Source organism: Meridianimarinicoccus marinus (genome assembly GCF_040689105.1).
GTDB classification, from domain to species: domain Bacteria; phylum Pseudomonadota; class Alphaproteobacteria; order Rhodobacterales; family Rhodobacteraceae; genus Meridianimarinicoccus; species Meridianimarinicoccus marinus.
Genome location: NZ_JBFBVU010000053.1, coordinates 1 through 11,121, shown reverse-complemented (window position 1 = coordinate 11,121; position 11,121 = coordinate 1). Strand labels below are relative to the sequence as shown.

The 11,121-nt window shown below is 62.9% G+C and carries 13 protein-coding genes and 1 tRNA gene; 2 read left to right on the top strand and 12 right to left on the bottom strand.

All coding sequences use genetic code 11. The features are described from left to right. Positions 1 to 494: 494 nt before the first annotated feature. From AB0T83_RS19575 to iscR, 12 genes are all read right to left on the bottom strand, one after another. Positions 495 to 571 (bottom strand) — tRNA-Arg (locus AB0T83_RS19575). 241 nt (positions 572 to 812) lie between these two features. Next, positions 813 to 2,033 (bottom strand): cysteine desulfurase, encoded by a 1,221-nt coding sequence (locus tag AB0T83_RS19570; RefSeq protein WP_366194893.1) that lies wholly within the window; start codon positions 2,031 to 2,033, stop codon positions 813 to 815. Continuing rightward, positions 2,026 to 2,634, bottom strand: coding sequence for a YIP1 family protein (locus AB0T83_RS19565; RefSeq protein ID WP_366194892.1), 609 nt, complete (start codon positions 2,632 to 2,634; stop codon positions 2,026 to 2,028). The genes AB0T83_RS19570 and AB0T83_RS19565 overlap by 8 nt, the downstream gene beginning before the upstream one ends. Positions 2,635 to 2,647: 13 nt before the next feature. Continuing rightward, positions 2,648 to 3,160 (bottom strand): YIP1 family protein, encoded by a 513-nt coding sequence (locus AB0T83_RS19560; RefSeq protein WP_366194891.1) that lies wholly within the window; start codon positions 3,158 to 3,160, stop codon positions 2,648 to 2,650. Continuing rightward, positions 3,160 to 4,446: a SufB/SufD family protein gene (locus AB0T83_RS19555; protein WP_366194890.1), complete on the bottom strand. Its 1,287-nt coding sequence runs from the start codon at positions 4,444 to 4,446 to the stop codon at positions 3,160 to 3,162. Before AB0T83_RS19555 ends, AB0T83_RS19560 begins: the two co-directional genes overlap by 1 nt. Continuing rightward, entirely contained in the window at positions 4,446 to 5,201 is a 756-nt protein-coding gene (gene sufC, locus AB0T83_RS19550) for a Fe-S cluster assembly ATPase SufC (RefSeq protein WP_366194889.1), read from the bottom strand. The genes AB0T83_RS19555 and sufC overlap by 1 nt, the downstream gene beginning before the upstream one ends. A 55-nt stretch (positions 5,202 to 5,256) precedes the next feature. Further along, positions 5,257 to 5,568, bottom strand: a complete 312-nt coding sequence (locus AB0T83_RS19545) for a heavy metal-binding domain-containing protein (RefSeq protein ID WP_366194888.1) — start codon at positions 5,566 to 5,568, stop codon at positions 5,257 to 5,259. Continuing rightward, positions 5,565 to 6,089, bottom strand: a complete 525-nt coding sequence (locus tag AB0T83_RS19540) for a cupin domain-containing protein (protein WP_366194887.1) — start codon at positions 6,087 to 6,089, stop codon at positions 5,565 to 5,567. Before AB0T83_RS19540 ends, AB0T83_RS19545 begins: the two co-directional genes overlap by 4 nt. Positions 6,090 to 6,092: 3 nt before the next feature. Continuing rightward, positions 6,093 to 6,413: a hypothetical protein gene (locus AB0T83_RS19535; RefSeq protein ID WP_366194886.1), complete on the bottom strand. Its 321-nt coding sequence runs from the start codon at positions 6,411 to 6,413 to the stop codon at positions 6,093 to 6,095. A gap of 98 nt (positions 6,414 to 6,511) precedes the next feature. Continuing rightward, complete coding sequence (gene sufB, locus AB0T83_RS19530) at positions 6,512 to 8,038, bottom strand: Fe-S cluster assembly protein SufB (protein WP_366194885.1); 1,527 nt, start codon at positions 8,036 to 8,038, stop codon at positions 6,512 to 6,514. A gap of 78 nt (positions 8,039 to 8,116) precedes the next feature. Then, the gene (locus AB0T83_RS19525; RefSeq protein ID WP_366194884.1) at positions 8,117 to 9,169 is read right to left on the bottom strand and encodes a cysteine desulfurase family protein; all 1,053 of its coding nucleotides are present in this window, start codon (positions 9,167 to 9,169) and stop codon (positions 8,117 to 8,119) included. Beyond that, a complete protein-coding gene (iscR, locus tag AB0T83_RS19520; RefSeq protein WP_193142376.1) occupies positions 9,166 to 9,624 on the bottom strand; it encodes a Fe-S cluster assembly transcriptional regulator IscR in 459 nt (152 codons plus the stop codon). The genes AB0T83_RS19525 and iscR overlap by 4 nt, the downstream gene beginning before the upstream one ends. 162 nt (positions 9,625 to 9,786) lie before the next feature. On the opposite strand from iscR, the gene AB0T83_RS19515 reads away from it, so the two are divergent. Both AB0T83_RS19515 and AB0T83_RS19510 read left to right on the top strand, forming a co-directional pair. Beyond that, positions 9,787 to 10,440 (top strand): alpha/beta hydrolase, encoded by a 654-nt coding sequence (locus AB0T83_RS19515; RefSeq protein WP_366194883.1) that lies wholly within the window; start codon positions 9,787 to 9,789, stop codon positions 10,438 to 10,440. Further along, positions 10,440 to 11,036 carry an HD domain-containing protein gene (locus AB0T83_RS19510; protein ID WP_366194882.1) on the top strand — a complete coding sequence of 199 codons (597 nt, stop codon included), beginning with the start codon at positions 10,440 to 10,442 and terminating at the stop codon, positions 11,034 to 11,036. Before AB0T83_RS19515 ends, AB0T83_RS19510 begins: the two co-directional genes overlap by 1 nt. Positions 11,037 to 11,121 lie beyond the last annotated feature (85 nt).

Here is an 11,121-nt window from a genome sequence, read left to right as displayed (position 1 = left end):
ATCAGCACGTGCTTAAGGCTATCCTTAAGCCTCCTGGCTCAAGCCAAGATGTCCGGGCGAAATGGGGGCCAGTTCAGCCACCTCTCATTCTAACCTTTTGTTTTATTGTATATATTCTTCGTTGGACAAAATGCTGGCGGCGGATATGACTACGCTGGATTACGGCGCAGTATGCCAGAATTTGCCCCTTTACGACGACACGTTGCACACACAGTGCACACGAAAATGCGGTCTGGCGCCATATCCCCTGCAGTGCCTGCCGGAACCAGCAGCTCCGTCCTTCTCGATGCGATGCTTGGCGAGATGAAAGAAGGCGATGCAAGCAGGAACGCTGAAGTCATGCGCCTTCGACCAGGAGGCCGCGCTAAAGATTCGATGGGCTATCGATACAGCTTCAGCTCACTGCCGCGATTACACTGCTTACGCGAATTTCCCACGTAAGCACTAGGTCCACAAATGCGCAGAAGTGTAAGTTATTGATTTATAGTGTTTTTTGGCGCACCCGAGAGGATTCGAACCTCTGACCTCTGCCTTCGGAGGGCAGCGCTCTATCCAGCTGAGCTACGGGTGCATACCGTTCGCGAGATGCTTACGCCATGCTTACGCGAGAATTTCGTCGGCATGAAGAGCAAACCCGACATTCGCTCAAACCGTTGTTTAGTCACTTCTTTCTTCCAACACAACCAAGCGTCACCAGCCTTGACTTCTGCCTTCGGAGGGCAGCGCTCTATCCAGCTGAGCTACAGGTGCGTGCGGGTCCGTATAGGCAAAGCCGCCGGACCGCGCAACTTGGAAAACGCGCGGAAGCCGTGTCAGGCAAAGAATTCGTGGCAAAGCTCCAGCGCGTCGACCAGGACGTCAACCTCGGCCTTGGTGTTGTACAGACCGAAGGAGGCGCGGCAGGTGGCGGGCACACCAAGATGCTCCATCAGCGGCTGGGCGCAATGGTGGCCGGCGCGCACCGCGACGCCTTTCTTGTCCAGCACCGTTGAGATGTCATGCGCATGGGCAGCCCCCTCCAGGGTGAAGGAAAAAATCGCAGCCTTGTCAGCGGATTGCCCCTGAACGTTCAACCAGTTCAGACCGTCCAGCCGGGTGCGGGCATAATCCCGCAGGGCCTGTTCATGGGCCGCGACGTTGTCCATGCCCAACGCCATCAGGTAGTCCAGCGCGGCGCCCAGACCGATCATCTGCACGATGCCCGGCGTGCCCGCTTCGAACTTCATCGGCGGGCTGTTGTAGGTCACGCAGTCCCGCGACACGTCGCGGATCATGTCGCCGCCGCCCATGAAGGGCTGCATCTCGGCCATACGCTCGGGCTTGACATAGATCGCGCCGGACGCCGACGGGCCATAGAGCTTGTGCCCGGTGATCGCGTAGAAATCGCAGTCCAGATCCGCCACATCCACCGGCATGTGCACCGCCCCCTGCGAGCCGTCCACCAGCACCGGCACGCCCTTCGCATGGGCGGCTTCGATGATCGTCTTCACATCGACCACGGTGCCCAGCACGTTGGACAGCTGGGTGATGGCCACCAGTTTGGTCTTCGGACCGATGGCGTCGATGACCTTTTGCGGGTCCAGATCGCCGCGTGCATCCACATCGACCCATTTCAGCACCACGCCCTGCCGTTCGCGCAGGAAGTGCCAGGGCACGATGTTGGCGTGATGCTCCATCACCGACAGCACGATCTCGTCGCCCGCCTGCATCCGCGGCGCGGCCCAGCCGTAGGACACCATGTTGATGCCCTCGGTGGTGCCCGAGTTCATGATGATGCTGTCCTCGGACGGCGCGTTCAGGAACCGCGCGATGGTGCCGCGCACGGCCTCGTAGTTTTCGGTGGCGAGGTTCGACAGGAAATGCAGTCCGCGATGGACGTTGGAATATTCCTCGGCATAGGCCCGTGTCACCGCGTCGATGACCGCCTGCGGCTTCTGCGCCGAGGCGCCATTGTCCAGATAAACCAGCGGCTTGCCATTCACCTCGCGCGACAGGATCGGAAAATCGGCACGGATCGTTTCGACGTCAAACATTCAAGGCTCCGGGCCCGGCGATGCCAAGCAGAGTTAGGACGATGGACAGCACGAAGGTCAGGGCGAAGGCCGACACCAGGATCATCACGAAGACCAGTGGCAAAGATTTGAACTCGTGCAGGGTGGCCACGAAGTTGGTGAACAGCCACAGGAACAGGACCAGCCCGATGATGCCCAGCACGTCGGCCAGCGGCGGGGCCAGCAACAGGGCAAGGGTCTGCAAAACCTGCAGGCAGGCCAGCACAAACTGCAGCCAGACCACGATGGACAGCGCGCCGTTGAAACTGCCGGTGCCGCCCATCAACCGCCCAATGCGATAAGTGGCATGCACCATGACCACCAGTAGCACCAGTTGGATGCCGCACATGGCCAGCGGATACATCAGGAAGGGATTGTTAAGCGCCGACTCGCCGGCCACCAGAAGCAGGCTGCCCTGCCCGATGACAACCGAGGCCGTGACCACCGCCACAAGGGCCATCCACAGGATCTGGTTGGGGAATTGCGCCCCGATTGCGGCGCGCGCGCCGGCGCGCGGGTCGCGGATGCTTGCCACGGCGGCCCGGATAAGCCCCCCGGGCGTCAAATCAAACGTACTGTTCACCATAGATCCTGACCTAGGAGCCTGCCACGTCGGACGCAACCGGTTCCGCGCGTTCGGCCTCGCGCAGGGTTGCGACCCATAGCAGCGCGAACACCAGAAGGGAGACCAGGGTGACCGCGTCCAGCGCGACCCCCGGCCCGAGAAAACCGGACACCATGCCCCGCAGCAGCCAGAACGGGCTGAGCGCCACAAGCGTCCAGAAAGTTGCCATGCGGGCGCGGTACCACGTGCCCTGCCCGCCCAGCAGTCGCGCCACCAGATGCGCAAGCGCCGCAAGCGCATAAAACGCCAGCGGCGCCATGAAGATCCAGACCAGAACCTCGCCCGAGGCCAGTTCGGCCATGTCGTGGCCGGGATCCAGCGCCGCCTGCCGCGACAGCCGCGGCCATTGCGCGATGAACACCAACACGCATCCCAGCATCAGATAGGCCAGCGCGCGGCCTTCATGCGCCGGACCGGCCAGCAGCCGCCGCAGCACCTGCCGCGGGCGGCGATAGGTCGCCAGGATGTCGGTGGTGACCGCCATCAGCCGGCGCGCCGCCGGACGAGCCAGGCTTCCAGTCGCGCCAGGATTTCCGCTGCAATGGCTTCGTCCTCGATCTCCTCGATGGCTTCGGCCAGGAAGGCCAGCGTCAGAAGATCGGTGGCCGGGCCTTCCTCGATCCCGCGGGAACGCAGGTAGAACAGCCCCTCCTCGTCGATCGCGCCCGAGGTCGAGCCGTGCGAGCAGACCACGTCATCGGCATAGATCTCAAGCTCGGGCTTGGCCAGGAACTGGCTGTCGCCGTCCAGAAGCAGCGACTGGCTGATCTGGTAGCCGTCGGTTTTCTGCGCGCCCGCCTTCACAAGGATCTTGCCCTGGAAGACGCCGGTGGCGCCGTTGCGCAGCACCTTCTTGAACACCTGACGGCTTTCGCAGTTCAGGGCGTCATGGGTGATGAACACCGTGTCGTCATGGTGAAAATCGCCATCGCCGACACAGGCACCGGCCACATGCGCGACGGCATTGTCGCCGGTCAGTTCCACGATGCATTCGTTGCGGGTCAGCACGCCATTGGCGGTCAGGGTGAAGGATTTGAACACCGATTCCTCGCCCAGACGGGCAAAGATGTGGGTCGCGGCGCGGCGTTCGTGGTCGCGACCCTGTGCGCGCACGTGGTGGAAAGCGGCGCCATCGGCCAGGTCCACTTCCAGGACCTTGTTGAAGCGTGCGGCGGCGGGACCGTTTTCCAGCAGGGTCAGATCGGCGCCGGCCTCCAGTCGCACCACGTGATGCAGGATCGCGTCCGAGGTCGTGTCCGCGTGCAGATAGATCAGCGACACCGGCCTTGCGGCCTTGCCGGTGACATGGATCAGCATGCCATCGGTGGCAAAGGCCGTGTTCAGCGCCGCCAGCGGACGATCCACCGGGTCCTGCCCGCGCGCTTCAAGCACGCCGTAAAGATCCCTGGACCAATGAATGTCGGAGCTTTCCGCATCGGCAAGCCGTTCGATGGATACCCCCGCCAATTCCAGGTCATCCGACGCATCGGCATCAAAGACGCCGTCCACGAAGACGATCTTCACACGATCAACCTCGCCGAAGACCGGCGACTCGTCGTTGTCGAAGACGGCCGCAGGCACCGCCTCGGGCGCGGCCAGCGTGTCGGGGCGGGTGTATTTCCAGTATTCGTCACGCCGTCCGGGCAGACCCATGGCGCGCAGCCGGGCCAGCGCCTCGGCCCGGTTGCCGGCCAGCGCACGCGACGCCGGCAGGGTCAACCCCGCCAGAAGCGCCTCGGTGGCATCCAGTTTCGGTTGAGTCAGCGCCATCACACCACCTCCGCAAGGATGTCGGCATAACCGTTGTGTTCGACCTCAAGGGCCAGGTCCGGCCCGCCCGATTTCACGATGCGGCCATCGGCCATGATGTGCACCACGTCCGGTTTGATGTGATCCAGCAGGCGCTGGTAGTGGGTGATGACGAGGAACGACCGGCCCTCGCTGCGCAGGGCATTCACGCCCTCGGCCACCAGCTTCATGGCATCCACGTCGAGACCCGAGTCGGTTTCGTCCAGCACGCACATCTTCGGTTCCAGCATCGCCATCTGCAGGATCTCGTTGCGCTTCTTCTCGCCGCCCGAGAAGCCGACATTGACCGGACGTTTCAGCATGTCGGCGTCGATCTTCAGGGTCTTGGCCTTGGCGCGGATCAGCTTGAGGAAGTCGGCGGCGCTGAGTTCCTCTTCACCGCGCGCCTTGCGCTGCGCATTCACCGCGGTGCGCAGGAAGGTCATGTTGCCGACGCCGGGAATTTCCACCGGGTACTGGAAGGCCAGGAACAGGCCAAGGGCGGCGCGCTCTTCCGGATCAAGCTCCAGCAGATCGTGGCCGTCCAGAGACGCCGCACCCTCGGTCACCTCATAGCCGTCGCGCCCGGACAGCACATAGGACAGTGTCGATTTGCCCGAGCCGTTGGGGCCCATGATGGCATGCACCGATCCCGGCGCGATGCTCAGATCCACACCTTTGAGGATCTGCTTGTCCTCTTCTTCAAGTTTGACGTGGAGGTTCTTGATTTCCAACATGAATCGGTTCCGCTTCTGACGTATTTCCATGGGCTGGCCCGCAGGCCTTCCCGGTTTAACTGATGCTGACGGCGGTGCCCGAGGCGGACACCATCAGCATGTTGTTGACAACTTCATAGTCCAGATCGACGCCCACGACGGCATTGCCGCCGGCCTGCCTGGCGTGATGTTCCATTTCGGCCAGTGCCGTGGCACGGGCCTCGCCCAGAGACTTCTCATAGGCCCCCGAGCGCCCGCCGATGATGTCGGTGATGCCCGCGAACACATCGCGGAACACATTGGCGCCCAGAATGGCCTCGCCCACCACGATGCCGTGATAGCCGGTGATCTTGTGGCCTTCGATGATGTTGGTGGTCGTTACGATCATCCCAGATCCTCGCCGTCCCAATAGCCACGCCCGTCCTCACGCTTGCCCAGATGCAGCAGATGGGCCTGCATGAAGCTGGGGCCGGGCGCGATGCCGATGGCCGCGAATTTGCCGCTGTCGGGATACTCCGCAATGTCCGGATCATGGCTCGTGCTGATCCCGACATAGCGCAGGGTGTCGCTGCCGGTGTTGATCAACTGATGCGCCGTGTCCGGCCCGCCCTTGGGAGCAAGACACACATCGCCCGCCTGCACCGGATGCTCGCCTTCGCCAAAGCGATAGATCCCGCTTCCCTCCAGAATGACAAACGCCTCGTCATTGCCCAGATGGTTGTGGAAGGGAAACGCCCGTTTGCCCGGCTCGACCGTCACATACATCAGGCCCAGATCGCCCATCCCCAGCCGCGTACCGAAAGAGTTCAGCGCCGCGCCGAAGCGGGTCGAGGGCTGGTCGGGGCCGCGCTGGATCAACTCCAGATCGGCCAGCCTGACCACGGGATTGGTGTTCGCGTGTTCCGCCATCGCCTAGCCCCTGTTCAGAACCATGGCGCCGGCGACCTTGCGGACGAAATCGGCCATGCCTTCTGGGCCCGAGGCCCGGTCCTTCAGGTGGATCGACACGTCGGGACGCTGCCCAGCAATCAGCCCGACCAGATCGCCCCGGACATCGTCGTTCAGCCCCGCGCCCATGATGACGCAAGAAATCGAGGGTTCGGTATCCAGCTGGCGCATGACCTCGCCATGGTCATGGGCGCCCAGCCAGCGCACCGGCAGGTCTTCAAGTTCATCGGCCAGATGTCCGACGATGCCGGGCAGCTTGCCCACAAGCAATACAACAGGTTGCATGATCTTTCCTCCGCTTGCCACGCCATCGCGCAGCACGCCGGGACTCGCCAGAGCGCCCAACGTGTTCGCAGATGGCCCATGGCCGGAGTATAGCATCATCAGCCCACCGAGCCTTCTAGAGAGATCGCCACCAGTTGCTGGGCTTCCATGGCAAACTCCATCGGCAGCGCTTGCAGCACTTCGCGGCAGAAACCGTTGACCACCAGGGCCACCGCTTCTTCCTCGTCCATGCCGCGCTGGCGGCAATAGAACAGCTGGTCGTCATCCACCTTGGACGTCGTCGCTTCGTGTTCCACCCGGCTGGAGTTGTTGCGCACCTCGATATAGGGCACCGTATGCGCCCCGCAGTCGCCACCGATCAGCAGGCTGTCGCACTGGGTGTAGTTGCGGCTGTCCTTGGCCTTGGGGTGCATCGACACAAGCCCGCGATAGGTGTTCTGGGCCTTGCCCGCCGAGATCCCCTTGGACACGATCCGCGACTTTGTGTTCTTGCCCAGATGCACCATCTTTGTGCCGGTGTCGGCCTGCTGGTAGTTGTTGGTGATGGCGATGGAGTAGAATTCGCCCTGGCTGTCATCGCCGCGCAGGATGCACGACGGGTATTTCCACGTCACCGCCGAGCCGGTTTCCACCTGCGTCCACATCACCTTGGACCGGTCGCCCCGGCAATCGGCGCGCTTGGTCACGAAGTTATAGATGCCGCCCTTGCCGTTCTCGTCGCCGGGGAACCAGTTCTGGACGGTCGAGTATTTCACCTCGGCGTCTTCCTCGATGATGATTTCGACCACCGCCGCGTGCAATTGCGCCACGTCGCGCTGCGGCGCGGTGCAGCCTTCCAGATAGGACACATAGCTGCCCTTGTCGGCGATGATCAGCGTGCGCTCGAACTGCCCGGTATTTTCCGCGTTGATGCGGAAATAGGTCGACAGTTCCATCGGGCAGCGCACGCCCGGCGGCACGTAGACGAACGAACCATCCGAGAACACGGCCGAGTTCAGCGTCGCATAGAAATTGTCCGACACCGGCACGACCGACCCGAGGTATTTCCTGACCAGATCGGGATGGGTCTTGATGGCTTCCGAGATCGAGCAGAAGATCACGCCGGCCTGCTGCAGTTCCTTCTGGAAGGTGGTGCCCACGGATACGGAGTCGAACACCGCGTCCACGGCGACCTTGCGGCCTTCGGCCGGTGCATCCTCGGCGCCTTCGACGCCCGCCAGGATCATCTGCTCCTTCAGCGGGATGCCCAGCTTTTCATACGTGGCCAGCAGCTTGGGATCCACATCGTCCAGCGACTTGGGCTTCTCGCTCATGCTTTTCGGACGGGCGTAGTAATACTGATCCTGGAAGTCGATCTTGGGATAGCTGACCATCGCCCAGTCGGGTTCGTCCAGATGGGTCCAGCGTTCGAAGGCCTTCAGACGCCATTCGGTCATCCATTCCGGCTCTTCGTTCTTTTCCGAGATCAGCCGCACGATGTCGGGGGACACGCCCTTGGGAGCGTATTCCATCTCGATCTCGGTATCCCACCCATATTTGTACTTGCCCGCCATCGACTGGACGGTTTCGACGGTCTCCCGATCGACGCCTTCGCGAACTTCGGTTTGGGTGTCCAATGCAGCCATCCTGTTGTTCCGTTCCTTCCGTCGGCACTGTTGCGCCGCTTGTTTCGCTGCGCCGCGCGGCGCGTTCATTTGCTGCGCTCAGGCGGCGCGGTTTCGGACCTTGGCATAGGCGCGGGTCCAGGTTTCTGCGAAGCGTTCCACTTCGTCCAATGTCGTCGTCGGCCCCAGCGACACCCGAAGGGCGCAGGACGCCTGCTCCGGCGGATAGCCCATCGCCCGCAACACGGCGCTTTCGCGCACCTTGCCGGACGAGCATGCCGACCCCGCCGAAACCGCGAACCCGGCCAGGTCCATCTGCATGACCTGGGTCTCGCCTTTCCAGCCGGGCGCAATCACGCAGGAGGTGTTGGGGAGTCGCTCCGCCGATTTCCCGACAAAAATAGTCTCATTCGTTCCGGCTTCCAATGATGAATCTAGAACTTTTCTAATTTCCGCGGTTTTTTCCCAGATCCCATCGGCCAGATCGCGCGCGGCCGCTTCAGCTGCGGCCCCGAAGCCCGCGATTCCAATCAGGTTTTCGGTTCCGGATCGGCGGCCCATCTCTTGCCCGCCGCCCTTGATCCGGGCGGCAACCTCGGTGCCGCGTTTCAGCACCAATGCACCGATCCCCTTCGGACCACCCAGTTTGTGCGCCGAGATGAGGCCCATCTCGACCCCGGACCAATCGAAAGCCACCGGCAGTTTCCCGAAGGCCTGAGTGAAATCGCAGACCGCAAGCCCCGCGGGCAACGGCTGCAAGATCCCGGTTTCGCTGTTGGCGGCCTGCAGGGCCGTTGTGGCCGGATCGTCCACCGCCACCTGCCCGTTGCTGTCGCAGGCCAGATCGCACCGCGTCCAGGCCCGCACCGCGTCATGTTCGATGTTCGACGACGACAGATCGCGGCCCGCCAGCGCCAGCGCCGCCGCCTCGGTCGCACCCGAGGTGAACACGATGTCCGCCGCCTGCGCCCCGAACGCCTCGGCCACCTGCGCCCGCGCCCTTTCCAATACCGCCGTGGCAGCCCGGCCCTCGGCATGGACGGATGACGGGTTGCCCACAAGATCCATCGCCGCGATCATCGCCGCGCGCGCCTCGGGGCGCAGCGGCGTCGTGGCGTTCCAGTCCAGATAGACGCGGGGCCGGCGGCTCATTCGTCGACGATCTTCAACAGGCTCGGCACCGCCGGACAGGGCGCCAATTCATTGCTGACGATGTCCGACAGACGGGTTTGGTGCAGGAAAACATAGACATGTGCCGAAAAGCTCTCCCACAGCCGGTTGGTCAGGGATTGTGCGCGTGATCCCGACAGCCCGCCCGAGGCTGCCCCCCCGGTGTGCAGGGCGCTGACGGTTTCATCCACCGCCCCCAGGATTTCCGACACCCGGATGTCGGTCGGCGACCGCGACAGCCGATAGCCACCGCCTGGCCCGCGTACCGAGTCCACCAGCCCGGCCCGGCGCAGTTTGACGAACAATTGCTCCAGATAGGCCAGCGAAATGTCCTGCCGTTTCGCGATTTCTCCAAGCGTGACCAGCGTATCGGCGGGTTGAAGCGCCAGATCCGTCAGAGCCACCATGGCATATCTGCCCTTTGTGGAGAGTTTCATGCCTCCAAACCCCCTGCGCCATTGACCATTCTCGCCGGGATGGTTACTTGCAAAACCCGAGAAACAAAACCCGCTGAGTTCATTAGAATTGTTCTAAGTTTCCGAGGATCGGGCGTCAAGCCGCCTCGCAGGACCGTCAGCGCAAGGAGAGTCAACCGCCCGATGCCCGAGGTAATCTTTCCCGGCCCCGAAGGCCGTCTTGAAGGTCGTTATCATCCGCAGAAGGCGAAAGACGCCCCCATCGCCATCGTTCTGCACCCGCACCCGCAATTTGGCGGGACCATGAACAACCGGGTCGTCTATAACCTTCACTATGCGTTCTTCAACATGGGCTTCACCGTGCTGCGATTCAATTTCCGTGGTGTCGGGCGCAGCCAGGGCGAATACGATCAGGGTGTGGGCGAGCTTTCGGATGCCGCCGCGGCGCTCGACTACCTGCAGTCGATGAACCAGAACTCCAAGCATTGCTGGGTCGCCGGGTTCTCCTTCGGCGCCTGGATCGGGATGCAGCTGCTGATGCGGCGGCCCGAGATCACCGGCTTTGTCTCGGTCAGCCCGCCGGCCAACATGTACGACTTCTCGTTCCTGGCGCCCTGCCCGTCCTCGGGCCTGATCATAAACGGCATGAACGATCGCGTGGCGCCACCCGCCGACACCCAATCGCTGGTCGGCAAACTGCACGAGCAGAAGGGCATCACCATCACCCACGAGGAAATCGACGGCGCCGGGCACTTCTTCGAAGATCCGCACATGGATACGATGATCGGTTCGGTAGACGGCTATGTGCGCCGCCGCCTGACCGAAACCTCGCGCTGATGGTCGACGGCACCACGCCGGGCGACCGTCTGGACCAGCAGCTCGACTTCCTGGTCGAGATCGACAAGCTGAAAACCATCGTGCGGGCCTCGCCCATTGCCGACGGCTCGCGCCGGGAAAACTCGGGCGAGCACAGCTGGCATCTGGCCATGTTCGCGCTGATCCTTGCAGATCAGGCTGCACCGGAGGTCTCGATCGACCGGGTCATCCGCATGCTGCTGATCCACGACATCGTCGAGATCGACGCGGGCGATTTCCCGATCCACGAAGCACATGACGAAGCCGCCAAGGAAGCCGCCGAAAGCGCGGCCGCCGAGCGCCTGTTCGGACTGCTGCCCGCCGACCAGGGCACCGGTCTGCGCAGCCTCTGGGAAGAGTTCGAGGCCGGCGACAGCCCCGATGCCCGCTTCGCCCGTGCATTGGATCGCTGCCAGCCGCCGCTGCTGAACCTGGCCTCAGGCGGTGGAAGCTGGATCCTGCACAACGTGACGCTGGAAAACATCGACACCCGCGTGGGCATTCCGGCCAAGCGGGGTGCGCCAGGGCTTTGGGACCGGGTGCGGCACCGCATCCTGCCATTCTTCCAGACCAATTGACCTGATCACTGATCCAGCCCCCGTTTCACCGGACACCTAAGCGGTTTCGGTTTTGGCCCTGATGAACTCGCGGGGCGAGCGCCAT